The sequence below is a fragment of the Kitasatospora sp. NPDC018619 genome (genome assembly GCF_044391605.1).
In the GTDB taxonomy this organism is placed as follows: domain Bacteria; phylum Actinomycetota; class Actinomycetes; order Streptomycetales; family Streptomycetaceae; genus Kitasatospora.
This window is the reverse complement of the sequence record NZ_JBISAI010000006.1, coordinates 353,342-375,842: the sequence shown is the minus strand read 5'-3', so window position 1 is coordinate 375,842 and position 22,501 is coordinate 353,342. Positions and strand designations below refer to the sequence as shown.

Annotated in this window: 23 protein-coding genes, 1 other RNA gene and 1 pseudogene; 11 read left to right on the top strand and 14 right to left on the bottom strand. The window is 74.1% G+C overall.

Annotated features, from left to right (window positions below; genetic code table 11):
• Positions 1-137: 137 nt before the first annotated feature.
• Positions 138-3,593 (bottom strand): AfsR/SARP family transcriptional regulator, encoded by a 3,456-nt coding sequence (locus ACH5AR_RS12560; RefSeq protein ID WP_396301344.1) that lies wholly within the window; start codon positions 3,591-3,593, stop codon positions 138-140.
• 223 nt (positions 3,594-3,816) lie between these two features.
• On the opposite strand from ACH5AR_RS12560, the gene ACH5AR_RS12555 reads away from it, so the two are divergent.
• The gene (locus tag ACH5AR_RS12555; protein WP_396301343.1) at positions 3,817-4,632 is read left to right on the top strand and encodes a site-2 protease family protein; all 816 of its coding nucleotides are present in this window, start codon (positions 3,817-3,819) and stop codon (positions 4,630-4,632) included.
• A gap of 38 nt (positions 4,633-4,670) precedes the next feature.
• Here the strand turns inward: ACH5AR_RS12555 and ACH5AR_RS12550 are convergent, their stop codons facing one another.
• Together ACH5AR_RS12550 and npdG are read right to left on the bottom strand one after the other, a co-directional pair.
• Positions 4,671-4,865 carry a hypothetical protein gene (locus ACH5AR_RS12550; RefSeq protein WP_396301342.1) on the bottom strand — a complete coding sequence of 65 codons (195 nt, stop codon included), beginning with the start codon at positions 4,863-4,865 and terminating at the stop codon, positions 4,671-4,673.
• A 112-nt stretch (positions 4,866-4,977) separates the two neighbouring features.
• Entirely contained in the window at positions 4,978-5,670 is a 693-nt protein-coding gene (gene npdG, locus ACH5AR_RS12545) for an NADPH-dependent F420 reductase (RefSeq protein ID WP_396301341.1), read from the bottom strand.
• A 47-nt stretch (positions 5,671-5,717) separates the two neighbouring features.
• Here npdG and ACH5AR_RS12540 point away from each other — a divergent pair, with 47 nt between their 5' ends.
• Positions 5,718-6,377, top strand: a complete 660-nt coding sequence (locus ACH5AR_RS12540; RefSeq protein WP_396301340.1) for a hypothetical protein — start codon at positions 5,718-5,720, stop codon at positions 6,375-6,377.
• An 82-nt stretch (positions 6,378-6,459) separates the two neighbouring features.
• A complete protein-coding gene (locus ACH5AR_RS12535; RefSeq protein WP_396301339.1) occupies positions 6,460-7,797 on the top strand; it encodes an MFS transporter in 1,338 nt (445 codons plus the stop codon).
• Between the two features lie 33 nt (positions 7,798-7,830).
• Here the strand turns inward: ACH5AR_RS12535 and ACH5AR_RS12530 are convergent.
• Together ACH5AR_RS12530 and ACH5AR_RS12525 are read right to left on the bottom strand one after the other, a co-directional pair.
• Positions 7,831-8,081 (bottom strand): annotated as a pseudogene (locus ACH5AR_RS12530) (type II toxin-antitoxin system Phd/YefM family antitoxin).
• 63 nt (positions 8,082-8,144) lie between these two features.
• A complete protein-coding gene (locus tag ACH5AR_RS12525) occupies positions 8,145-8,375 on the bottom strand; it encodes a hypothetical protein (RefSeq protein ID WP_396301338.1) in 231 nt (76 codons plus the stop codon).
• Between the two features lie 105 nt (positions 8,376-8,480).
• On the opposite strand from ACH5AR_RS12525, the gene map reads away from it, so the two are divergent.
• Entirely contained in the window at positions 8,481-9,326 is an 846-nt protein-coding gene (gene map / locus ACH5AR_RS12520) for a type I methionyl aminopeptidase (RefSeq protein ID WP_396301337.1), read from the top strand.
• A 31-nt stretch (positions 9,327-9,357) separates the two neighbouring features.
• Here the strand turns inward: map and ACH5AR_RS12515 are convergent, their stop codons facing one another.
• On the bottom strand, positions 9,358-10,053 hold the full coding sequence (locus ACH5AR_RS12515) for a bifunctional DNA primase/polymerase (RefSeq protein ID WP_396301336.1): 696 nt from the start codon (positions 10,051-10,053) through the stop codon (positions 9,358-9,360).
• 474 nt (positions 10,054-10,527) lie between these two features.
• Between ACH5AR_RS12515 and ACH5AR_RS12510 the strand changes: the two genes are divergently transcribed.
• On the top strand, positions 10,528-10,758 hold the full coding sequence (locus tag ACH5AR_RS12510; protein ID WP_396301335.1) for a hypothetical protein: 231 nt from the start codon (positions 10,528-10,530) through the stop codon (positions 10,756-10,758).
• A gap of 41 nt (positions 10,759-10,799) precedes the next feature.
• Positions 10,800-10,997: a hypothetical protein gene (locus tag ACH5AR_RS12505; protein ID WP_396301334.1), complete on the top strand. Its 198-nt coding sequence runs from the start codon at positions 10,800-10,802 to the stop codon at positions 10,995-10,997.
• A gap of 69 nt (positions 10,998-11,066) precedes the next feature.
• On the opposite strand, the gene ACH5AR_RS12500 is transcribed toward ACH5AR_RS12505, so the two are convergent.
• A complete protein-coding gene (locus ACH5AR_RS12500; protein WP_396301333.1) occupies positions 11,067-11,762 on the bottom strand; it encodes a PadR family transcriptional regulator in 696 nt (231 codons plus the stop codon).
• 153 nt (positions 11,763-11,915) lie between these two features.
• Here ACH5AR_RS12500 and ACH5AR_RS12495 point away from each other — a divergent pair, with 153 nt between their 5' ends.
• Both ACH5AR_RS12495 and ACH5AR_RS12490 read left to right on the top strand, forming a co-directional pair.
• Complete coding sequence (locus ACH5AR_RS12495) at positions 11,916-12,314, top strand: ACT domain-containing protein (protein ID WP_396301332.1); 399 nt, start codon at positions 11,916-11,918, stop codon at positions 12,312-12,314.
• A gap of 117 nt (positions 12,315-12,431) precedes the next feature.
• Complete coding sequence (locus ACH5AR_RS12490) at positions 12,432-12,689, top strand: Prokaryotic metallothionein (RefSeq protein WP_396301331.1); 258 nt, start codon at positions 12,432-12,434, stop codon at positions 12,687-12,689.
• A 208-nt stretch (positions 12,690-12,897) separates the two neighbouring features.
• Here ACH5AR_RS12490 and ACH5AR_RS12485 read toward each other — a convergent pair whose 3' ends face one another.
• The 3 genes from ACH5AR_RS12485 to ACH5AR_RS12475 are packed head-to-tail and all read right to left on the bottom strand — an operon-like array spanning position 12,898 to position 15,571.
• Positions 12,898-13,332: an NUDIX domain-containing protein gene (locus ACH5AR_RS12485; RefSeq protein ID WP_396301330.1), complete on the bottom strand. Its 435-nt coding sequence runs from the start codon at positions 13,330-13,332 to the stop codon at positions 12,898-12,900.
• A complete protein-coding gene (locus ACH5AR_RS12480) occupies positions 13,329-14,582 on the bottom strand; it encodes a DegT/DnrJ/EryC1/StrS family aminotransferase (protein ID WP_396301329.1) in 1,254 nt (417 codons plus the stop codon). Before ACH5AR_RS12480 ends, ACH5AR_RS12485 begins: the two co-directional genes overlap by 4 nt.
• On the bottom strand, positions 14,579-15,571 hold the full coding sequence (locus ACH5AR_RS12475; protein WP_396301328.1) for a Gfo/Idh/MocA family protein: 993 nt from the start codon (positions 15,569-15,571) through the stop codon (positions 14,579-14,581). The genes ACH5AR_RS12480 and ACH5AR_RS12475 overlap by 4 nt, the downstream gene beginning before the upstream one ends.
• Positions 15,572-15,725: 154 nt before the next feature.
• Here ACH5AR_RS12475 and ACH5AR_RS12470 point away from each other — a divergent pair, with 154 nt between their 5' ends.
• Positions 15,726-17,039 carry a helix-turn-helix transcriptional regulator gene (locus ACH5AR_RS12470; protein ID WP_396301327.1) on the top strand — a complete coding sequence of 438 codons (1,314 nt, stop codon included), beginning with the start codon at positions 15,726-15,728 and terminating at the stop codon, positions 17,037-17,039.
• Positions 17,040-17,212: 173 nt separating this feature from the next.
• Here ACH5AR_RS12470 and rnpB read toward each other — a convergent pair.
• Both rnpB and ACH5AR_RS12460 read right to left on the bottom strand, forming a co-directional pair.
• Positions 17,213-17,610: RNase P RNA component class A (rnpB, locus tag ACH5AR_RS12465), an RNA gene on the bottom strand.
• 13 nt (positions 17,611-17,623) lie between these two features.
• A complete protein-coding gene (locus ACH5AR_RS12460; RefSeq protein ID WP_396301326.1) occupies positions 17,624-19,108 on the bottom strand; it encodes an MFS transporter in 1,485 nt (494 codons plus the stop codon).
• A gap of 212 nt (positions 19,109-19,320) precedes the next feature.
• Here ACH5AR_RS12460 and ACH5AR_RS12455 point away from each other — a divergent pair, with 212 nt between their 5' ends.
• Together ACH5AR_RS12455 and yaaA are read left to right on the top strand one after the other, a co-directional pair.
• Positions 19,321-19,770: a DUF3995 domain-containing protein gene (locus ACH5AR_RS12455; protein WP_396301325.1), complete on the top strand. Its 450-nt coding sequence runs from the start codon at positions 19,321-19,323 to the stop codon at positions 19,768-19,770.
• Between the two features lie 10 nt (positions 19,771-19,780).
• On the top strand, positions 19,781-20,566 hold the full coding sequence (yaaA, locus tag ACH5AR_RS12450) for a peroxide stress protein YaaA (protein WP_396301324.1): 786 nt from the start codon (positions 19,781-19,783) through the stop codon (positions 20,564-20,566).
• A 21-nt stretch (positions 20,567-20,587) separates the two neighbouring features.
• On the opposite strand, the gene ACH5AR_RS12445 is transcribed toward yaaA, so the two are convergent.
• Both ACH5AR_RS12445 and ACH5AR_RS12440 read right to left on the bottom strand, forming a co-directional pair.
• Positions 20,588-21,739 (bottom strand): bifunctional RNase H/acid phosphatase, encoded by a 1,152-nt coding sequence (locus ACH5AR_RS12445; protein WP_396301323.1) that lies wholly within the window; start codon positions 21,737-21,739, stop codon positions 20,588-20,590.
• Between the two features lie 4 nt (positions 21,740-21,743).
• Positions 21,744-22,487, bottom strand: coding sequence for a zinc ribbon domain-containing protein (locus tag ACH5AR_RS12440; protein WP_396301322.1), 744 nt, complete (start codon positions 22,485-22,487; stop codon positions 21,744-21,746).
• Positions 22,488-22,501: the final 14 nt, after the last annotated feature.

Below are 22,501 nucleotides of genomic sequence, written 5' to 3'. Positions count from 1 at the left end.
AGAGGCCGACGTTCCTCGAGGACACGGGGCTGCTGGTGGTCTCCCGCGGCTCGGGGGGGCGCCCCGCCGCGCCGCCCCCGCGGCGACCGTACGGCCGCCGCGCGTACCGGGCGGGCGCGCGTACCGGGCGCGCCGCCCTAGCCGATCAGCTGCTCCAGCAGCTCGAAGGCCTGCTCCTGGGTCATCCCCACGCCGCCGGCCCGGGCCTCCCGGTACCCGGCCTCGCCCATCAGCTCCCGCAGGACGCCCTCCGTGCGCTCCCGCTCGAGCCGGTCCAGGTAGCCGCCCTTGGGGCCGTTCAGCCCGCCGTGCGCGCCGGCCAGCACGGCGGCGAGCCGCGCCCGCTCCCGGTCCCCGTCGCGCTGGGCGAAACCGCACAGCACCGACGTCACCGCGGGCACCACCATGACCGTCATGTGCTCGGCGAAGCCGCTCGCGGCCGTCACCGCCCGCAGCTGCGCCCAGCCCTCGCGCAGCAGCTCCAACCCGGCGTCCGGATCCCCGGCCCGGGCGGTGATCCAGCCCCGGGCGCTCAGCAGCATCCCGGTCACCAGGCTCGGCGCGAAGCCGCCGACCCGGATGGTGTCCAGCTCGTCCAGCTCGGCCAGCGCCGCCGCGAACTCGCCGCGCTGGGCGTGCAGGCCGCAGAGCGTCAGGTGGCCGAACATCAGCGCCCCGGTGGTGGACTGGTTGAGGCCCGGCCGCTCGATGGAGGCCAGCGCCTCCCGGACGATCCGCTCACCGCGGTCCGTGTCGTGCTCCAGCAGGGCGGTGCCCAGGTTCACCCGCAGGATCGGCACCTCCAGCGGCGCCCCCAGCTCCTCGACCAGCTCGATCGCCCGCTCGTACGCCGCGGCGGCGGCCGCCGAGTCGCCCCGGTTGGCCAGCGACTCGCCGTGGGCCGCGAGCGCCTGGGAGATGCCCCAGAGGTCGCCCGCCTGCTCGTACAGCTCCAGCGAGCGGGCGCCGTCCACGATGCTCTGCTCCGTGCCGCTCGGCCAGTCGTTCAGCATCCTGGCCCGCACCTGGAGGATGAACGCCAGGTCGCTCGGCCCGCCGTACCGCTCGCAGCCGCGCACCGCGTCGTCCAGCAGGTCCTTCATCACCTCCAGACGGCCGGCCAGGAAGGCGCCGAACACCCGCATCAGTGCCGGGAAGCGGTAGGCCTGCGGCAGGTCCGGGGTGTAGGCGTCCATCAGCCGCTGGGCGACCTTGACCGCCTCCGGGTCCCCGAGGACGTCGAGGTTGCCCTCGAACAGTCCGATCAGCCGGAACATCGCGAGCAGCCGGCGGGCCTCCTCCAGCACCGGCGCCGGCAGCGGCAGCCCGTACTCCAGGACGCTGCGCTCCAGCGGCACCGCCGGCGGGGCGTCCGGGCCGAACGGGTCCGGGCCGAGCGCGCCGACCGCGGTGTACCAGGTGCGCGCCTCCATGCTGTAGCCGCGCAGCGACCAGTACCAGCTCATGCCGAGGGCGAGCAGCAGCGCCTGCTCCTCGTCCCGCAGGTCGATCGCCCGGCGCAGCGCCGCCCGGATGTTGTCCTGCTCGCGCTCCAGCACCGCCAGCCAGTGCAGCTGGCGGGGGCCGTGGATCTGCGAGTCCGCGACGGCGATCATGGCGCGGAAGTGCGCCAGGTGGCGGGCCTCCGTGGCGGCGCGCTCGGCGGCGGACTCGGCGAGGCGCTCGGTCGCGTACTCGTGGATGGTCTCCAGCATCCGGTAGCGCGGCAGGCTGGCCCCGTCCAGATCGGCCACCAGCAGGGACTTGTCGACCAGCGACAGCAGCAGGTCGGCGACCTCGCCGCCGGCCACCTCGGCGCCGTCGGCGCACACCGCCTCGGCGTCCTCCAGCTGCCAGCCGCCCGCGAAGACCGCGAGCCGGCGCAGCACCGCCCGCTCCCGCTTGCCCAGCAGGTCCCAGCTCCAGTCGACCACCGCGCGCAGCGTCTGCTGGCGCGGCAGCAGGGTGCGGCTGCCCGCGGTGAGCAGCGCGAAGCGGCCGTCCAGGCGGTCGGCTATCTGGCGCGCCGTCATCACCCGCAGCCGGGCGGCGGCCAGTTCGATGGCCAGCGGCAGCCCGTCCAGCCGGCGGCAGATCTCGGCGCAGGCCTCCGGGTCGCCCTGCGGGTCGAAGCCGGGACGGGCGGCGGCCGCGCGCTCGGCGAACAGCCGCAGCGCGACCGGGTCGGGCAGCGGCTCGACCGGCAGCACCGTCTCCCCGGGCACGCCCAGCGGCTCGCGGCTGGTGGCGAGCACCGTCAGGTCGGGGCACTCGGCGAGCAGCACGTCGGCGAGGTCGGCGGCGGCCTGGACCAGGTGCTCGCAGTTGTCCAGGACGAGCAGCATCCGGCGGTGGCGGCAGTGCTCGACCAGCCGGCACACCGGGTCCTCGGCCCGCTTCTCGATCACCTCGGCGACCATGCTGGTGCTGTGCAGGACGATCTCGCGCAGGCCGAGCGCCGAGACCACCGCGGCGGGCACCGCGTCCGGGCTCTCCAGCGGGGCGAGTTCGGCGACCCAGACGCCGTCCGGCCAGCTCCCGGCGGACTGCTCGGCGCGCCCGGCCTCCGTCGACAGGCTGGTCTTGCCGGAGCCGCCCGGGCCGGTCAGCGTGACCAGCCGACGGTCCGTCAGCATCGCGCGCAGTGCGGCGAGGTCGTCCTCACGCCCGACGAAGCTGGTCAGCCGGCCGCGCAGGTTGCCGGCCGGGCGCGGGAGTTGAGGCGACGGGGCTGGAGCTGGTGCGGGAGCGGGAGCGGGAGCGGGCACGTCGGAGGACGGGGGCCGGCCCGGCTCCGAGGCCCCGCCGGCCTGCGGGGCCCCGGGGGCCTGCCGGACCTCGGGGCTCTGCCGGACCTCGGGGCTCTGCCGGACCTCGGGGGCCTGCGGATCGAGCAACTCGGCGTGCAGGGCGCGCAGTCCGCGGCCGGGGTCGACGCCGAGCTCCTCGGCCAGCGCCCGTCTGGTCCGCTCGTAGTGGCGCAGCGCCTCGGCCGTCCGCCCGCTCTCGTGCAGCGCCCGGATCATCAGCAGCTGCAGCGGCTCGTCCAGCGGCTGCCGGTCGCACAGCTCGGCCAGCTCGGCGACCAGCTCGGCGGCCCGGCCGAGGCCGAGGTCGGCGGTGATCCGGTGGCGGCGGACCTCCTCGCGCTGGGCCTCCAGCCGGACGGCCGGGCCGCGGTCCGGCAGGTCGGCCAGCGCCGGGCCGCGCCACAGCGCCAGGGCGGCGCGCAGCCGCTCGGCGGCGAGCGCGTGGTCCCCCGCGTCCAGGGCCCGGCGGCCCTCGCCGGCCAGCCGCCGGAAGTCGGCGAGGTCCGTCGCCGGGCCGGTCAGCCAGTACCCGGCCGGGCCGGAACCGACCTCGTCCCGGCCGATGGTGCGGCGCAGCCGGCCCACCAGCGTCTGGAGCGCGGCGGAGGAGTCCTGCGGCGGCTCGGCCTCCCACACCTCGTCCACCAGCAGGTCGGCCGGCACCGGCCGGCCCTGCCGCAGGGCCAGGGCCGTGAGCAGGGCCCGCAGCCGGGCGCCGCCGATCGGTACCGGGGTGCCGTCGTCGTGGTGGGCCGTCGCGGTCCCGAGAATGCCGTAGTACACCGGACCATTCTGGTCGATCGGCGGGGGAAGGGCCGCACAATTGTGCTGGGCCCGCCCAGCGCGCGGGCCCGGCCGCCCGTCCCGGCCCCGGCGCGTAGGGTGGAACGCCACCGCGCGCCCGGACGTTCACCCGGAGCGGCTTGTCCGGTCACCGGCCCGCCCGGCATGATCGGCCCCGGCCCGCGCCCGCCCCTCGTCCCCCGGCCCACGGAGCACCCCGACCATGACCTTCGCCGCCACGCCGCGCTCCCGCAGCGAGGACCGCCGGATCAGCCCGGTGTTCTGGGTGCTCCTCGCCGTCCTCGGCACCTCCGGCTGGGCGGTGTACCAGGGCTGGGGCAACGCCTCCTTCGGGGTGTTCCTGTTCGTGGTCGCGGGCTGGATGGTCTCGCTCTGCCTGCACGAGTACGCCCACGCGCGCACCGCGCTGCACGGCGGCGACATCAGCGTCGGCGCCAAGGGCTACCTCACGCTCAACCCGCTGAAGTACGCCAACGTGCTGCTCAGCTTCGTGCTGCCGATCGTCTTCGTGATCCTCGGCGGCATCGGCCTGCCCGGCGGCTCGGTCTGGATCGAGCGGCACCGCATCCAGGGCCGGCTCAAGCACAGCCTGATCTCGGCGGCCGGCCCGCTGGTCAACCTGCTCATCGCGGCGGTGCTGCTGGTCCCGATCGGCGCGGGCTGGCTGGACGACCCGACCCTGCACGTGGTCTGGGAGGGCTACGAGCTGCCCTACTCGCCGTTCTCCGGCGCGCTGGGCTTCCTCGGCTTCCTCCAGCTGAGCGCGGCCGTGCTGAACCTGCTGCCGGTGCCCGGGCTGGACGGCTACGGCATCGTCGAGCCCTGGCTGTCGTACCGGACCCGGCGCGCGATCGAGCCGTTCGCGCCGTACGGGATGCTCGCGGTGTTCGCCCTGCTGTGGCAGCCCCAGGTGAACCGGTTCTTCTTCGGGATCGTCCACGGCCTGATGGGCCTGTTCGGGGCGGACCAGGACTACGCGACGGTCGGCCGGTACCTGTTCGCCTTCTGGGAGAACTAGGCGTCCAGCCCGCGGGACCGGTCGGCCCGACGGGCCTGCTAGGCCTGCTGCTCGGCGGCCGTCGCGGCGGCGGCGACCCTGGCCCGGCGGCGGTCCATCCACAGCACGTTGCTGGCCACGCCGGCCAGCGGCAGCCAGATCAGGCCCAGCCAGAAGCCCTGGACCAGCGAGACCACCAGGGCCACGAGCGCGAGGACGACGGCGGCCAGGGCGAAACGGGACGTGCGAGGCATGGCGGAAGGCTCCTAGGACGGGTGCGGGCGGCCGTGCGACGGCCGCCCCCCATTGTCGCCGACCTCACCTCCGGAGCCGGGCCAGGGGTGAGGTCGACACGGCCGTCCGCGCTCAGACGTCGGTGATCCGCAGGCCCGCGTGGGCCTTGTAGCGGCGGTTGACCGAGATCAGGTTCGCCACCAGCGCCTCCACCTGGTGGGCGTTGCGCAGCCGGCCCGCGTAGATGCCGCGCATCCCGGGGATCCGGCCGGCCAGGCCCCGCACGATGTCGGTGGCCTCCCGGTCGTCGCCGAGCACCATGACGTCGGTGTCGATGCTCTCCACCGACTCGTCCTGGAGCAGCACCGCCGACAGGTGGTGGAACGCGGCGGTGACCCGGGAGTCCGGCAGCAGCGCGGCGGCCTGCTCGGCGGCGCTGCCCTCCTCCGGCTTCAGCGCGTACGCGCCCTGCTTGTCGAAGCCCAGCGGGTTGACGCAGTCGACGACGATCCGGCCCGCGAGCTCCTCGCGCAGCGCGGTCAGGGTGGCGGCGTGACCGTCCCACGGCACCGCGACGACCACCACGTCGCTCTCCCGGGCAACGGTGGCGTTGTCGGCGCCGCGCACGCCGTGGCCCAGCCCGGCCGCCGCGGCCTCGGCCCGGGCAGCGTCGCGGGAGCCGATGATCACCTGCTGGCCGGCCTTGGCCAGCCGCAGGGCCAGGCCCCGCCCCTGGTCGCCGGTGCCGCCGAGGACACCGACCACCAACTGCGAGACGTCCGGTACCTCGTGGGCCGGGTTCGTCACTGAATCGAGGGAAGTCATGGGCCGATCCTGCCAAACCCCGGGCCCCGCGGGACATCCTGGCCCGCATGGACGCGGTGAGAGTTTCGGCACTCCGGGAACGGCTGACGGGAACGGGCTGGCTGGAGGCCGTCGGCGGCTTCGCCGGGACGCTGCGCCGTTCGGTGGAACGGCGCGGCGCGAGCGGGCTGCTGCTGGTCGGTACCGAGGCGTACGAGCCCTGGCACCTGGCCGCCCACCTGGACGACGAGGCCGCCTGGTCGGGCGTCCCCCGGCTGGCGCCGACCCTGCTGCGGCACCGCCCGCCGGCCGGCGCCCCGGCCCACCTGACGCACGACCTGCGGCGGCTCGCCGAGGCCGGGCGAGGCGCCACCGTGCTGGTGGTGGCCCCGGAGGCGGTCGGCGCGCCGCTGCTGGAACGGGTGCACGACGCCCGGCGGCACGGCGCGACGGTGCTCGCGCTGGACGGGGGCGACCGCGCCGGGGGCCCCGCGCCCGGCGGCGCCGGTGAGCGCGGTGACCGCGACGGCCCCGGCGACCTCGACGAGCTCCGCGCGCTCGCGCACGAACGGCTGGCCGTCGGCACCGCCACCGAGGGGCCCTTCGACCTCGCCCAGCACCTGGTCAGCGCCGCCGCCGGGCAGCCGGTCGGCCGCCGCTCCGTCCGGGACCGGCTCGCCGACCTCGCCGGGCGGCTGGCCTCGGCGCCCGCGATCACCCGCTGGTAGCCGCGCCGGCCCCGCGGCCGGACGCCGGGCGGGCCGAAAACCGTTTGCGGCCACGGCGACCGCCGCCCGAGGATGACCGTTCGTGAACGTCGAGGAACCTCCCCCTCCCCCCGCGTCCGGGCGCGCCCGGACGCTGCTGCGCGCGCTGACGCCCGACCTGTCCCCGTGGCGCTCCTCGCGCGACTTCCGCTACCTGTGGACCTCGGGCTGCGTCACCAGCTTCGGCGGCTTCCTGACGCTCGTCGCCGTGCCGATGCAGATCAAGGAGCTCACCGGGTCGTCCTTCGCGGTCGGCCTGGTCGGCGCCGTCGAACTCGTGCCGCTGATCGTCTTCGGCCTGTGGGGCGGTGCCCTGGCCGACGCCCTGGACCGCCGGAAGCTGGTGCTGCGGGCGGAGGTCGCGCTCGGCCTGCTGGCCGGGCTGCTGCTGCTCAACGCCCTGCTGCCGCACCCGCTGCTGTGGCCGGTCTACCTGGTCGCCGCGCTGGTCGCGGCCGCCGACGGCATCCAGCGCCCGGCACTGGACTCGCTCCTCCCCCGGCTCGTCCCGCACCAGCACCTGACCGCCGCGTTCGCCCTCAAGTCGCTGTACCACAACGCCGCTTCGGTGGCCGGCCCGGCGCTGGCCGGTGTCGTGGTGGCCTTCGCCGGGGTGCAGACCGCGTACGCGCTGGACGTCCTGTCGTTCGCCGTCTCGCTGCTGCTCCTCGTCCGGATCAAGGCGGTGCCGCCCGCCACCGGCGCCGAACGGCCGTCCCTGCGGGCGGTGCTCACCGGCGTGCGCTACGCGTGGAGCCGCAAGGACCTGCTCGGCACCTACGCGATCGACCTCTGCGCCATGCTGTTCGCCTACCCCGTGGCCGTCTTCCCCTTCCTGGCCTCGGAGTTGGGGGCGGACTGGGCGCTCGGCCCGATGTACGCGGCCTCGGCCCTCGGCGCCCTGCTGGTCGGCGCGACCAGCGGCTGGACCTCCCGCGTCCACCGGCACGGGCGGCTGCTGGTGGCCGCCGCCGTCGCCTGGGGCGCGTCGATGGCCCTCGCCGGGCTGACGGGGCACATCTGGGTGGTGCTGCTCGGCCTGGCGCTGGCCGGCGGCGCCGACGAGATCAGCGGCCTCGCCCGCACGACCATGTGGAACCAGTCCATCCCGGACGAGCTGCGCGGCCGGATGGCCGGGGTCGAACTGCTCAGCTACTCCGTCGGCCCCCAGCTCGGCCAGGTCCGGGCCGGCACCATGGCGGGACTGGTCGGCGTGCGCGCCGCCGTCTGGGCCGGCGGCGCGGCCTGCGTGGTCGCCGTGCTCGCCGTCGCCGCCGCCCTGCCCCGGCTGCTCGCCTACGACGACCGCACCGACCCGCACGCCGCCGCCGTCCGCGCCGAACACGAACGCGCCGCCCGGGAGGCGGCCCCGGCGGCGTGACGCCCCACCGGCCAAAGCGCCCTCGACGCCCCGTCAGGTCCCGGAGGCCGTGCAGCGGTGGCCGACGTGGACGCCGCCGGCCGTGCGCTCGTCGATGGTCCGGTTGATCTCGCGCTCCTCCCACGCCTGGTACGTGCGCAGGACATCGATCGGCACCACGGCGGCGCCTCCTTGCCGCGGCGCGTGATCACGGTGGGCACGTCGTCCCGATCGGCCCGCTCGACGGCCTCGGCCAGGTGCGCGCGGACATCGCGGACCGACTCCGCGGGCAGGGGCTGCGTCATGCGCCCAAGCGTGCCGGACATGCCAGGTGTACACCCGGGCGCAGGCCGCGACGCCGGCCGGCGCTACTCGGCGCCGTCGTCCTTCGGCTGGTCGTTCCAGCGCGGGTCGTCGCGCCACTCCCGGTTGCGCTCGTCCGCGATCCGCAGGGCCCGGGCGGCCTCCTCGGGGGTGGCGTACGGCCCCAGGCGGTCCTTCGCCGGGCACTCCGGGCCCTCCTCCACCTTGTTGTGCCTGATGCAGTAGAACCACTCACCGGGCTTGCCGGTCGGCTTGCGGTCGAATCCGAAGGGCATGGCGCTCTCCCGTTCCAGAAGATGGGTCGGTACCGATCATTCCCCGCCCGCCCCCTGGTCGCACACCGCCCCGGGGCTGCGAGGGCCGGCGACTAGACTCGCGGCATGGCTCTCGTACCCGGCATCCAGTCCCCCACCCGCAAGGTCCCGGCGCACATCCCGCGCCCCGAGTACGTCGGCAAGCCCGCGCCGGCGCCGTACACCGGGCCCGAGGTGCAGGACGCCGAGACGATCGAGAAGATGCGGATCGCGGGCGGGATCGCCGCGCGGGCGATGGCGGAGGCGGCCAAGCTGATCGCCCCCGGCGTCACCACCGACGAGCTGGACGCCGTCGCGCACGCGTACATGTGCGACCACGGCGCCTACCCGTCCGACCTCGGCTACCGGGGCTTCCCCAAGTCCGTCTGCACCTCGATCAACGAGGTGATCTGCCACGGCATCCCGGACTCGACGGTGCTGCAGGACGGCGACATCGTCAACATCGACGCCACCGCGTTCATCCACGGGGTGCACGGCGACCTCAACGCCACCTACCTGGTCGGCGACGTGGACGAGGAGTCCCGGCTGCTGGTCGAGCGCACCCGGGAATCCCTCGACCGGGCGATCAAGGCGGTCAAGCCGGGCCGGCAGATCAACGTCATCGGACGGGTCATCGAGTCCTACGCCAAGCGCTTCGGCTACGGCGTGGTGCGGGACTTCACCGGGCACGGCATCAACACGTCGTTCCACTCCGGGCTGATCATCCCGCACTACGACAGCGAGCGGGCCACCGAGGTGATCAAGCCGGGCATGACCTTCACCATCGAGCCGATGCTGACGCTGGGCACCTACGACTACGAGATCTGGCCGGACGGCTGGACGGTCGTCACCAAGGACCGCAAGCGCACCGCCCAGTTCGAGCACACCCTGGTGGTCACGGCGACCGGCGCGGAGATCCTCACCCTGCCGTGACCCCCGCGCCGTTCGGCCGACCCGGGCGCCGTCAGCCGATCAGCCACTGCTCCTCGGCGACGGCGCCCACCTCGGTGCAGGCGTCGGTGAGCACGTCCAGGACGCGCAGCGGGTCCGGCAGCGGCTGCTCGGGCCCGCGCAGCCAGCGCACGCGGGAGCCGTCCGGCAGCGCGGCCGGCGGCAGCAGGGTGTACGAGCCGCGGCAGTGCCAGCGCAGGCCGGGGTGCTCGGACATGGTGTCGGGGGTGGAGTCGAGCGCGCTCGGCCACCACTCGTCCTCGTCCTGCGGGGTACCGCGGGTGGCGGTGAAGAACAGGTAGCGGTCCTCGCCGACGGCGGCGACCGGGCCTTCGACGCCGAGCGCCGTCAGCCGCTCCAGCGCGAGCCGGCCGGCCTCGGCCGGGACGTCCAGCACGTCGTGCACCCGGCCGGTGGCGGTGATGAAGTTGGCCTCCGGGTCCCGGGCGAGCCAGCGGGTGAGCTGGTCCGGGTCGGTGGTGGCCTGGGTCTGCCAGGCGAAGGAGACCGGGTGCTGGGCGGGGGCCGGACAGGCCACCCGGTCGCAGGAGCACCGGTAGCCGGTCGGGTGGGCGGCGGGTGCGAGCGGGAACCCGGCGCGGACCGCGCCGAGCAGCTGATCGAGACCGGCGGCCGGGCCGTCCGCGCCCCCCGCCCGCTGACGATCACGCTTCTGCCACCAGGTCGTCCACCTGCTGCCGGCTTCCATCGGGCCCCTTCCGCGCAACTGCCGTGCCTGGTGCGACACAGCGTTCGACGTACCACTCCGACGCAACGCACGGCGTCCCCGTCTGCTTCCCGGGGGTGCTCGGCCCTGACGTCCGCGCCCTGCCGGCCGCGGCCCGGGGTCACCGGACGGCCGACGCCCGGGTCACGGTACGCAGTCGCGGCAGCACGCTGTCCGCGTCGCATCGGCCGGAGGGCGCGCGGATCCGCGCCTCGCCCGGCCCGTACGGGGCCCGCTGACCCGGGTGGACCCCGAGGGCGTAACAGGAAGGATAAGGGTGCGCAGGGCCTCCGGATGACCGGGGGCGGTGCCTCTCCGGTCACACTCTCCGGTCACACCCGCCGGCCACACCGGCCGGGCGCGCTCCCCGCTCCCGGCCCCGGGCCGCGCCCGTGGTCCCCGTCCGCGGCGGCTCGCGGTGGCGTCCCCCGTCCGCCGGGGTGAGACCCTGGAGGGATGAAGAGCGCGGACACCGCATTCGTCGGCGGCCCCCTGGACGGGAAGATCCTCCCCATCCCGCTGGGGCCGATGCTCGGCGTGCCCAAGAAGTACAAGGTCCCGGTCCCCGCGCACGACGGGGCTCCCGCGCGCACACTGGTGTACGTCCGGAGCAAGCAGGTTCGGGGCCTGAGCTGGCACTGGCGCTACGAGTACGACGAGGCGGCCACCGACCGCGCCTCCGGCTGACGGGCCGCCTCCCCCACCGCAGCTCCCCCCGGGAGGTCGGCATGGCGAGGACGGTACGGCACCCGAGGAGCCGCTCCCGGGCGGTCGAGCACCACAACCGACAGGTGGCCGGCGTCACCGGGGCGCTGCTCCTGGCGGTGTGCCTCTACAGCATCGTCATCGAGCCGAACGCCTGGCTCTGGTTCGGCTGGGCGGTGCTGCTGCTGGTGTGCCTGGCCCTGTTCGCGGTCCGGCCGTGAGGCCTTCCCCCGGGCCGCCCCGGCAGCGGCACCGCCCGTCCCCCGGGCACCCCGCTCCCCCCGGGCCGGTCAGTCATCCTCGGCGAGGATGAGGTACAGCTTCTTGCGGGCCTCGGTCAGCACCGCGAGCCCCTTGGTCCGCTGGGCCTCGGTGCCGGTGGCCATGACCTGGCGGATCGCCTGGTCGACGGCGGCCAGCGCCTGGCCGACCTCCTGGACGGCCTCCCAGTCGACCTCCCGACCGGCCTCCGCCCACGGCTCGGCCGGCCCGGCCTCGGCCTCGGCCCGGCCCGCCTCGGTGAGCGAGACCAGCCGCTTGCCGCCGACCTCCTCGGCGACGACCAGGCCCTCCTCCTCCAGCAGCTGGAGGTTGGGGTAGATCGACCCGGGGCTGGGCCGCCAGGCTCCGCCGGTCCGCTCGGCGATCTCGGCGATCATCTCGTAGCCGTGCATCGGCCGCTCCCTGAGCAGCGCCAGCAGCGAGGCCCGGACGTCGCCGCGCCGGGCCCGCCCGCCGCGCCGCGCGTGCGGACCCCCGCGCCGGCCGCCACCGCCGCGCCCGCCGAAACCGTGCCCGAACGGGCCGCCCCCCGGCCGGCCGGGGCCGCCGCCGAACGGCGGGCCGAACCCGCCGAACGCCTCCCGGCCCCCGAAGCCCTCCCCGGGCATCCCCCGGAACTCCGGGCCCGGCCCCCGGCGCCGGCCCCCGCCGCCGCGCGGCCCCTCCCAGCGGAACCGCATTCCTTCCTGACGTTCGGAGCGCATCGCGCCCACCTCCTCGTGTCGTGGAGCTTCGACGAGGCAGTCGAGTCACTGTCTCGATAGCTCGACGATATATCGGAGACAGTCGCTCGTCAACGCTTCCGACACGCCCCCGGAGCACCCCGCCTCCCCCGTCCAGCCGCTACCGTGGCGGGCATGGCCGCAGAACGAGACCTCGCGACACTGCTGCGCGGGATGAGCCCGCAGCTCAATCCGGGCCGGTACGTCTACTGCACGCTCCCCGCGCGGGTGCCGGCCGGCCTGCGGGCGGTGGTGACCGTCGCCGAGCCCGAGGGGGTGACGGTGGTGGTCGCCCAGGAGGAGGCGGACTCGCTCGGGCTGCGCTACTCGTTCGTGGCGGCCTGGATCACCCTGCGGATCCGCTCGGCGCCGGAGGCCGTCGGCCTGACCGCCGCGGTGTGCGGCCGGCTCGCCGAGGAGGGCATCGGCTGCAACGTGGTGGCCGGCTTCCACCACGACCACCTGTTCGTCGCCGCCGAGGACGCCGACCGCGCGGTACGCGCCCTGGAGGACCTCGCCGCCCGCGCCGCCTGAGCGGCGGGCCGCCTCCGCCGCTGCCGCCGAGTGGCCGTCTCCCCGGAAGCCTCCAACACTGGAGGTGACCGCGCGGCCACACCCCGGGCCGCCGCCCACCGGAAGGAGACGGCCGCCATGGCCATCTGCGTCACCTGCGGCAACGACTACTGGCTCGCCTTCGAGATCAGGACCGTCACCGGCGACAGCTACACCTTCGACAGCTTCGAGTGCGCGATGGAGAAGCTCGCCCCGCGCTGCGAACAGTGCGACGTCCGCATCGTCGGCCACGGAGTCGAGGTCGCCGGCAGGTTCTTCTGCTGCGCCCACTGCGCCCGCGTCAACGGCGGCCTCGGCGACCAGATCCGCGACGCCGTCGGCGCCCGCCCGGCCTGAGGGGGCGCGCCGGGCGGCGGGGAGGCGAAAAGGCGGCGGAAGAGTCGGCCTGTACGCCGGGAACAGTCGACTCAGGAGCAGCTACCTGCGAAATCCCGTTCGGACGGGGCTCGACCGCCACGCGATCGCCACACCTCGGACAGCAGCCGCTTCCACGTGGTCCTGTCCTCGTCCTCTTCCGCCGGGCGGGCGGGTCGACGGCTCCGGCTCACCTGGCGATCAGCTCGCGCACCGCATCGCTCACCTCGGGCAGGTCGCCAGGCAGGGCCCACTGGTGGGCATCGTGCTCGGTGAGGACAACCGGTTCGGCCTTCTCGACCGTGACCGCGAAGTTGAACTGCCGGGTGGTACCGCCACGGCTGTCGGGATAGTCGAAGTGGCCGACGTATCCGTTCACCGTCTCGATGGTCAGGCCGGTCTCCTCGGCGGTCTCTCGGTGGAGGGCCTCCAGGATGGTCTCGCCCTCCTCGACCTTGCCGGACGGGATCTCCCACAGCCCACCCATGAAGTCGTCGGGCTTGCGCCGCACCAAGAGGATCCGGGTGGCCTCGGTGACGACAGCTGCGGCCACGAAGCCGGTGATGCCGTCCTGTCGGGCATCGCTGACGAGACCGGCCAGGAACTCGGCGGAGGTAACGGTCACAGCAACTCCTTGTGGTGGTCGCTCACCTTGACGGCCGCGCGAACGTACTGCTCGGCCAGCGCGAGATCCTGCTCACGGTGCCAGACCGGGAGCTTGATCGTGTGCCGGTAGGCATGCTCGGCGACCGGGAAGAAGCCGGTCGGGTACCGGCGATGGTGGTGCGGGAACCCGGGGAACAGCAGGTCCGGGTGCTGGTAGAGCGGCAGTTCGTGGAGGGGACGGGTGGAACCGGGCCGGTCGAACTCCACCGCGCCCTCCGCAACCAGGGCCTGGTGGAACCGCTCGACGGGCAGGCCGCCGAGCTCGTCTGGCCGGTAGGTGAGCGTCAATCCGTACCAGGAGGGCACCACCCCATCGAGTACCGGCGTGACTTCGAGGCCGGGTATCCGGCTGAACCGCTCGGTGAGGTGGCGGGCGATCTCGGCCCGGCCGGCCAGGTAGCCGTCGAGGCGGCCGAGCTGGTCGAAGGCGAGCGCGGCGGCCAGCGGGTGGATGCGGAGCTTGAGGCCGGACCCGGTGACCGCGAACCGCGCGAGCGGATGGCCTTCCGGGATCTCAGACGTGCAGCGCTTGTTGTAGTGGGCGAACGTCAGCACCCGGTAGTAGGTGTCGTCGTCGTCCGTCAGGACGAACCCGCCCTCGCCCCCGGACAGCGGCTTGGGGCCGTTGAGTGAGAAGGCGGAGCCGAGGCCGAAGGTGCCGACCTTCTGGCCGTGGATGCCGGCTCCGTGGGCGTGCGAGCCGTCCTCCAGCAGGGCCAGGTCGTGGGCCTGGGCGACCGCCGCGAGGCCGGCCATGTCGCCCGGGCGGCCCCACAGATGAGTAACCATCAGCGCCCGGGTTCGCGGGGTGATCAGTTCCTCCACCCGGTCCGGGTCGATGTTGCCGTCCGGGCCGGTCTCGCAGAGCACCGGCACCGCGCGGAAGTGGAACAGCGGAGAGGCGGTCGCGTGGAAGGTCCACGCGGGCACGATCACCTCGTCCCCGGCCCTGATCCGGACGGCCGAGTAGAGGGCGTGCAGGGCGGCGGTGCCGGAGCTGGTGGTGATCGCGTGCCGGACGCCGAAGTACGCCTGGAGGCCGTCCTCCAGCTCGGCGATGATGCCGGCCCGGCCGGGAATGGACACGGCCGCATCCAGCTGGGCGGCGACCTTGGAACGGGTGGCGCCGTCGATCGGCGGCCAGTCGAAGTGCGGACCGACGGCGGTCACTTCGGGCCGGCCGCCGAGGAGGGCGAGGGTGGAGTTCACAGCATCTCCTTCGGGTCGATGTAGCGCCCGGCTGCCTTGGACTCATAGCAGGAGGCGATGAAGGCGGCGTGGGCGAGGTGCTGTTCGGGGCCGGAGGTGTTGGGGCGTTCGCCGTCCAGGACTCGGCAGAAGTAGTCGATCTGTGCGGTGGCCGCGCTCGCCGGGGCGTGCGGGCGGGCCAGTTCCTCCACGACCGTGCCGCCCAGATCGAACCGCTGGACCTGGTTCTTCGTCAGCAGCACGGAGCCCCGAGTGCCGACAACGTGCAGCTTCTCGGTCTTGGGGGCCGCCCATCGCGACAGCAGGACCGAGCCGTACAGATCGGTGTCGTAGCCGAGCTGGATGATGGCGGTGTCCTCGGCGTCGTAACCGGCCTCGGGCAGGGCGGTGGCGGAGAAGTCGGCGATCACGCGGCTGGGCATGCCGAAGTACCAGATCAAGAGGTCGATGAGGTGGTAGCCCATGTCGATGATGCAGCCGCCACCGGCCTGCTTCAGGTCCCCGCGCCAGCCGGCGCCGGGGTCGTCGGCATGGAAGGTGTACTGGCCGTCGATGAGGAACGGGGTGCCGATCTGGTCCAGGAGGCCCAGCACGCTGGTGTAGATCGGGTTGAACCTCCGTTGGAGGGTGACCATCAGCTCAACCTGCCCGGCCTCGCAGATTGCGGCGAGTTCGCGGGCCTCGGCAAGCGAGGTGGCGAACGGCTTCTCCTTGAGGACGTGGACGCCCCGGGCGGAGCACTCCTCGATCACGGTCCGGCCCGCATGGTGCGGGACGGCGACGATCACGAAGTCCGGGGCCACCGCGTCCAGCAGATCAGTGGCCCGCGTGAAGGCTGGTACGTGGAAAGACTTCTGCCGGTCACGCAGGACGTCGGGGTCGTTGTCGCAGACCGCGACCAGTCTGGCCCTGCCGGAGCCGAGCAGACCGGGCAGGTGGTCCTCGAGAGCCTGGTGGCCGAGACCGATGACTGCAGCGCGTCGCTTCATGGGCAGACTCCTTCCGCTTCGCAAGGAAACTTGTCGATGCGTGTCGAGTACAGCCCAACGGACAGTCACCGAACAGGCATTACCTGTAGTCCCGGGGTTGTCCCGCCCTCGCCGGCAGTAGGCTCACGGTCACTGTCGATGATGGGATTGGCCCGTGGACGACCCGATCCGGCACCCCCTCGCCTACGCACGGAAACTGCGCGGCTGGTCGCAGGGCGACCTCGTCGCCCGGCTCGACAGGGCCGCCCGCAGCCGTGGACTCCGCTCCGGTGCCGACAAGACGGCCATCAGCAGGTGGGAGAACTGGCGCAAGACACCGGACCTCAACTCCCAACTCCTGATCGCCGAAGCCTTCGACGTCCCGGTCTCCGACATGGAGGCGTACGGCTGGCCCTGCTGGCTGCCCGGACGGGACGAACCGCTGCCGTTGGGGTCCGGCTACACCGCTCAAGCACTCCGAGACGCACAGAGAGCCGCCATGGACCGCCGCAGCTTCATGACCTACAGCGCCATCTCACTGGCCGGCCTTGCCGCCCAGTGGGCCACGATCGAATCCGACCGTCTCACCTTGGCCCTTGGCGGCAAACAGGTGGACACCGAACTCGTGGACTGGCTGGAGGACACCAGCGTGAAGCTGACTGCCCTGCCCACCGAACAGCGTCAGCACACCATCCGCCTGATGGACGCCCACCTCGCCACGGTGACCGACCTGATCGAGGACGGCCGCTACGGCGAGAAAACCGGTCAGCGGCTCCACCTGCTCGCCGCCTCCCTCGCCACCACCTGCGGCTGGCACCGGTTCGACCACGGCCAGCACTGGGCGGCCGGAAAGCTCTGGGGAGCGGCTTTGCACTCCGCGCACGCAGCCGGCGATCGCGACTTCGGCGCCGGAGTACTGTCCGACTTCGCCTACCAATCGAACTGGCTCGGTGAGCCCAAGGTCTCCGTGGACCAGCTCGGGTACGCGCTGTCCGGCACCGAGCACCCGACCGCCCGCTCCCTGCTGTTCCTCCGACGGGCCCGCGCCTACGCCGCGCTCGGTGACCGCTCCGCGTGCTACCGAGACCTGGCCGAGGCCGAAGTCGCGCTGGCCGTCGAGGCTGCCGATCCCGCCCCCGGTTGGTGCGCGTGGATGAGTCCGGCCGACCTAGCCGTCGACTCGGGCCAATGCCTCTTGGATCTGGGCCGGACCGACGAGGCACGCGCGCGCATGACCGAGGGCATGGCACTGCTGCCCCGCGCCAGGGACAAGACGCGCGGAATCTTCCTGGCCTACCAGGCCAAGGGCTACCTCCGGGCCAACGACGTCGAGCAGGCGCTCGCGGTCACCAACGAGTCGCTGGATCTGGCCACCCGCATCGGTGCGCCACGGTGCGTCAGCCTCGTCCGCGAGCTCGCGCCGGCCTTCAGGCCCTACCGCCAGGTGAACGGCGTCCCGGAGTTCCTCGAACGCCTCAAGGCCGGCTGAGGCCTCACCGCAGCTGAAAGATCGCGTTTCACCGCCACCGTATCGCCACAGGGCGCCCGGGAACAGGCAGCAATAGACACGAAGAGTGAGCAGATGACTGCGGCAGTCAGGGCATGCAAAAGGCCCCCTGAACTGCGAGATTGCAGATCAGGGGGCCTTCTGTAAGTCGGCGGCGGAAGAGTCGGCCTGTACGCCGGGTTCTGTCTCCCGGGTTGCTCACGCGGCCCGGGGAGGCGGCCATCCATCTAGGGCTGCCGTTGCCGACAGCCTCGTGCGGTCCACCCGCGGACTCGGGCGAGCAGCCTTCAAACGTCCGCGCACGGCGCCCGAGGGCGCCGATCTTGACCTTGCTCCAGGTGGGGTTTACCTAGCCGGCCGGGTCACCCCGGTCGCTGGTGGTCTCTTACACCACCGTTTCACCCTTACCCACCACGAAAAGCGGTGGGCGGTCTGTTTTCTGTGGCACTGTCCCGCGGGTCACCCCGGGTGGGCGTTACCCACCACCCTGCTCTGTGGAGCCCGGACGTTCCTCGGCGGGTCTGGGACCCGTCGCGACCGCCCGGCCGGCTCTTCCGCCGTAGTGGTCATGGTAGCCGCTCGGGCGGCGCCTGCCGTACACCGGACCGCACGGCCGGCGCCTCGGCGCCGAGCCGGGCCGCCACCCGGGCGGCCGTCGCGCTCGCCCAGGCGGTGGTGGTGACCACGCCGAGGGCCAGGACGGCGCCGCCGAGGCCGACCAGGATCCACCAGCCGGCGTGGCTGGCCGGGGCGAAACCGGTCGCGACCGGGCCGACCACGGCGGCGGTGACGACCGTGCCGATCACCGCCACCCCCAGCGACTGGCCGACCTGGCGGCTCGTCGAGGCGACCGCCGCCGCCACGCCCGCCTGGGCGCGCGGCATGCCGGAGACGGCCGCGTTGGTGATCGGCGCGTTCACCATGCCGAAGCCGAAGCCGAACAGCGCGTACGCGACCAGCAGCAGGGCCGGCGGGGAGTCGGCGGTGAGCCGGGTGAGCAGCAGCCCGCTGGCGGCCAGGCCCAGCCCGGCCGCGACCAGTGGCAGGCGCGGGCCCCGGGCGGCGACGATCCGTCCGGACAGCGGCGCGCAGACCAGCATCATCCCGGCCATCGGCAGCGTCCACAGGCCGGCCTCGACCGGCCCGTAGTGGCGGACGTCCTGGAGGTAGAGGGTGCTCAGGAAGAGGAAGCCGCCGAGCGCGGCGAAGGCGCAGACCGCGGTGACGGCGGCGCCGGTGAACGGCGCGCTCGCGAAGAACCGCGGGTCCACCAGCGGCTCGGCCACCCGCCGCTCCCAGAACGGGAAGGCGGCCAGCGCGAGGGCGGCGGTGGCCGCGAGCGTGAGGATCAGCGGGGAGGTCCAGCCGTGGGCCGGGCCCTCGATGATCGCGGCGGTGCCGCAGCCCAGCAGCACGATCATCAGCAGCTGCCCCACCGGGTCCGGCCGGCGGGGCCGGGGCGCACGGGACTCCGGGACGTAGCGGGCGGTCAGCGCGATGGCGGCGAGCGCCACCGGGACGTTGATCAGGAAGATCGACGGCCAGCCCGCGGCGTCCACCAGGAAGCCGCCGAGCAGCGGGCCGAGCGCCATCGAGATGCCGACCACGCCGCCCCAGACGCCGATCGCCCGGGCCCGCTCCTTGGGGTCGGTGAAGGTGTTGGTGATGATCGACATCGCCACCGGGTTGAGCATCGAGCCGCCCACCGCCTGGAGCGCCCGGAACGCCACCAGCCAGCCCAGGGACGGCGCCAGGCTGCACAGCAGCGAGCCGAGCGCGAAGCAGACCAGGCCGGTCTGGAAGACCCGGCGGCGGCCGAAGCGGTCCGCCACCGAGCCGAACAGCATCAGCAGCGAGGCCAGGACGAGGGTGTAGGCGTCGATGATCCACTGGAGCCCGGACGCCGGGGCGTCCAGGTCGCGCTGGATCGCCGGCAGGGCGATGTTCACCACGGTGTTGTCCAGGCCGACGATGAACAGGCTCAGGCAGCAGATCGCGAGGACGAGCAGACGGCGGCGTGGTCCGGGAGCGGACGGCTGGGGAGCGGGCACGGACCGATCCTCCCACCGACGGGCGGGGCCGGGCAGACGGGCGGCGCTTCCGGGTGGCGCGTCGCGCCGGGGAGGGGGCGGGGGCGCGTCGCGGCCGGGACGGGGGCCGGGGCGCAGGCGCGTCGCGGGGCGGCGGGGACGGGTGGCGGCCGGGGGCGGCGTAAGCACTCGTACGGTGGGGGAACCGACCGGGTGCGAAGGGGGATCGGGCGATGGGTGCGGTAAAGGCGGCCGGCGGTGCGGTGGCCGCGGCGCTGGGGGTGACCGGGGTGCTGCACGCGGTGTGGGCGGTGACGCCGTGGCCGTTGGGCTCCCCGGCGGAGTTCGCGGACACCGTGGTGGGAAAGGGCGACGGCGTGCCGCCTGCGGCCGCCTGCCTGGCGGTGGCGGGGGCGCTGGGGGCGGGGGCGTACCTGGTGGGGGCGGAGGCCGGGGTGCTGCCGCGGGTGGGGCCGCGGCGGCTGCGGCGGGCCGGGGTGCGGACGGTGGCGGGGGTGCTGCTGGCACGCGGGGTGGCCGGGCCGGTGGTGCTCGGGCGGGCCGGCGGGCGCTCGGAGCGCTTCCGGCGGCTGAACCTGCGGTACTACTCACCGCTCTGCGTGGCGCTGGGAGCCGGCGCGGCCGCAGTAGGGTTGCGGGGTTCGTCCGCCACAGGTTGTTGAGGAGTCCGCTGTGCTGGTGCTGTTGCCGCCCTCGGAGGGCAAGGCCGGGTCCGGGGGCGGCGGGCCGGTGGCGCTGGACCGGCTGTCGCTGCCCGGGCTGACGGCGGCGCGCGGCGCGGTGCTGGACGCGCTGGTGGGCCTGTGCCGGGGCGACCAGGACACCGCCGCCGAGGTGCTGGGGCTCTCCCCGGGCCTGCGCGGCGAGATCGCCAAGAACGCCGGGCTGCCGACGGCCGGGGCCCGCCCGGCGGGCGAGGTGTACACCGGGGTGCTGTTCGACAACCTCGGCCTGGCCACCCTGGACGCCGCCGCGTACGACCGGGCCGAGCGCTCGCTGCTGGTGTTCTCCGGCCTCTGGGGCGCCGTGCGGATCTCCGACCGGATCCCGTCCTACCGCTGCTCGATGGGCGTCAGGCTCCCGGAGCTGGGGGCGCTCGGGGCGTACTGGCGGAGCGCGATGGCCCCCGTGCTCCCGGAGGTCGCGGACGGGCTGGTGCTGGACCTGCGCAGCTCGGCGTACGCGGCGGCCTGGAAGCCGGCCGGCGAGGTGGCGGCCCGGACGGCGACCGTCCGGGTGCTCCAGGAGCGGGACGGCAAGCGCAGCGTGGTCAGCCACTTCAACAAGGCGACCAAGGGGCGGATCGTCCGGGACCTGCTGCTCGCCGGGGCCGAGCCGAAGACGCCCGGCGAGCTGATGGACGCGCTGCTCGGGCTGGGCCACCGCGTCGAGCTCGCGGCGGAGGGCACGGCCCGCAAGCCGTGGCAGCTGGACGTGGTGGTCACCGAGGTGCACTGAGGCCGGTGCACCCCGGCGGGGTCAGCGCAGGTGCGAGGTGTCGTTGAGCAGCCGCACCGAGGCGTTGCCGTCCGCGTAGTACTGGACGGCGCAGATGGACGCGGCGGACAGCTCCATCCGGTACATCGAGTCCGGCGGGGCGCCGAGCGCCAGCCGGACCAGGGTCTTGATCGGGCTGACGTGCGAGACCACCAGCACCGTCTTCCCGGCGTACCGGGCGAGGACCTTGTCCCGGGCGACGCCGACCCGGTGGGTGAGCGTGCTGAAGCTCTCGCCGTTGCCGGTCGGCCTGGCCTTGGCGGAGCCGAGCCAGGCGGTCAGGTCGTCGGGGTGGCGCTCGCGCACCTCGGCGAAGGTCAGGCCCTCCCAGGCGCCGAAGTCGACCTCGCGCAGCCCGTCCTCGTACCGGACGTCGAGGCCCAGCCGGGCGGCGACGGTCTCGGCGGTCTGCCGGGTGCGCCGCATCGGGGAGGCGACGACGGCCTGGACGGTGCCGCGCGCGGCCAGCGCCTCGGCGGCGCGCTCGGCCTGCCAGCGGCCCTTGTCGGAGAGCTCCGGGTCGGTGCCGCCACTTCCGGAGAAACGCTTCTCCGGGGTGAGCGGGGTCTCGCCGTGGCGCAGCAGGACGAAGGTGGTGGGGGTGCCGAGGTCGGCGGGGGCGGTCCAGCCGGCCTTCGGGGCGGCGGTCTGCGGCGCCGGCTCGTCGACGGAAGCGGCGGCAACGGGAGCCGCGGCCTTCGCCCTGGGCTCCCACGGGCGCCCGGCCCGGCCCGCGTCCATCGCCTCGTTGGCCAGCCGGTCGGCGTCCTTGTTCCGCTCGCGCGGGATCCAGGTGTACGTGACCCGGGCGCGCGGCAGGAGGGCGCGCGCCTCGGCGGCGAGCGGCTGCATGTCGGGGTGCTTGATCTTCCAGCGCCCGGACATCTGCTCGACGACGAGCTTGGAGTCCATCCGGACGTCCACCGAGGCATCCGGGTCCAGCTCACGGGCCGCCTTCAGCCCGGCGATCAGGCCCTGGTACTCGGCCACGTTGTTGGTGGCGTGGCCGATGAACCCGGCGGCCTCGGCGACGATCTGCCCGGTGTCCGCGTCCCGGACCACCGCGCCGTAGCCGGCCGGCCCCGGGTTGCCCCGGGACCCGCCGTCGGCCTCGACGATGAAGCGCGCCGGCACCGGCTCAGACGCCCGAGTCCGCGGTGCGGACCAGGATCCGCGAGCAGTTCTCGCAGCGGACGACCTTGTCGGCCGGCTCGGCCTTGATGGCGTTCAGCTCGGTGATGGAGAACTCCGTGCGGCAGCCCTCGCAGCGGCGCTGGTAGAGGCGGGCCGCGCCGACGCCGCCCTGGGTCTCGCGCAGCTTGGTGTAGAGCTTCAGCAGGTCGGCCGGGATGACGGCGGCGACGGTCTCGCGGTCGCGCCTGACCTTCTCGGCCTCGGCGTCGATCTCGGCGAAGGCGGCGTCGCGGCGGGCCTCGGCCTCGGTCAGGACGACGGTGGAGTGCTCCAGGCGGGCGGACAGCTCCTCGACCCGGGAGACGGCGCTCTCCTGGCGCTCCATGATCCCCAGCACGACCTCCTCCAGGTCGGCCTGGCGCTTGGCGAGCGAGCCGATCTCGTGCTGGAGGTTCTCCAGGTCCTTCGGCGAGGTGATCGCGCCGGAGTCCAGGCGCTGCTGGTTGCGGTCGGCACGGGCGCGGACCTGCTCGACGTCCTGCTCGGCCTTGGTCAGCTCGCGGGCGGTGTCGCCCTTCTGGGCCTCGGCGGCGACGACGAGGTCCTTGAGCGCGGTGTGGTCGGCGGTGGCCTTGTCGATCTCGGCGTGCTCGGGCAGGCTCCGGCGCCGGTGGGCCAGCTGGTCGAGCTTCGAGTCGATGGCCTGGAGGTCGAGCAGGCGGTTCTGGTCGGCGGGCGCGGCGTTCAAGCGGAGAGCTCCTG

Excerpts from the sequence above, each read along its gene's own strand:
- ACH5AR_RS12515 (WP_396301336.1), bottom strand. The coding sequence starts at position 10,053 with ATGGAAGCCGGCAGCAGGTGGACGACCTGGTGGCAGAAGCGTGATCGT.
- ACH5AR_RS12500 (WP_396301333.1), bottom strand. The coding sequence starts at position 11,762 with ATGCGCTCCGAACGTCAGGAAGGAATGCGGTTCCGCTGGGAGGGGCCG.
- ACH5AR_RS12550 (WP_396301342.1), bottom strand. The coding sequence starts at position 4,865 with ATGCCTCGCACGTCCCGTTTCGCCCTGGCCGCCGTCGTCCTCGCGCTC.
- ACH5AR_RS12555 (WP_396301343.1), top strand. The coding sequence starts at position 3,817 with ATGACCTTCGCCGCCACGCCGCGCTCCCGCAGCGAGGACCGCCGGATC.
- ACH5AR_RS12475 (WP_396301328.1), bottom strand. The coding sequence starts at position 15,571 with ATGAAGCGACGCGCTGCAGTCATCGGTCTCGGCCACCAGGCTCTCGAG.
- ACH5AR_RS12505 (WP_396301334.1), top strand. The coding sequence starts at position 10,800 with ATGGCGAGGACGGTACGGCACCCGAGGAGCCGCTCCCGGGCGGTCGAG.
- ACH5AR_RS12490 (WP_396301331.1), top strand. The coding sequence starts at position 12,432 with ATGGCCATCTGCGTCACCTGCGGCAACGACTACTGGCTCGCCTTCGAG.
- ACH5AR_RS12495 (WP_396301332.1), top strand. The coding sequence starts at position 11,916 with ATGGCCGCAGAACGAGACCTCGCGACACTGCTGCGCGGGATGAGCCCG.
- map (WP_396301337.1), top strand. The coding sequence starts at position 8,481 with ATGGCTCTCGTACCCGGCATCCAGTCCCCCACCCGCAAGGTCCCGGCG.
- ACH5AR_RS12455 (WP_396301325.1), top strand. The coding sequence starts at position 19,321 with ATGGGTGCGGTAAAGGCGGCCGGCGGTGCGGTGGCCGCGGCGCTGGGG.
- ACH5AR_RS12525 (WP_396301338.1), bottom strand. The coding sequence starts at position 8,375 with ATGCCCTTCGGATTCGACCGCAAGCCGACCGGCAAGCCCGGTGAGTGG.
- ACH5AR_RS12510 (WP_396301335.1), top strand. The coding sequence starts at position 10,528 with ATGAAGAGCGCGGACACCGCATTCGTCGGCGGCCCCCTGGACGGGAAG.
- ACH5AR_RS12540 (WP_396301340.1), top strand. The coding sequence starts at position 5,718 with ATGGACGCGGTGAGAGTTTCGGCACTCCGGGAACGGCTGACGGGAACG.
- npdG (WP_396301341.1), bottom strand. The coding sequence starts at position 5,670 with ATGACTTCCCTCGATTCAGTGACGAACCCGGCCCACGAGGTACCGGAC.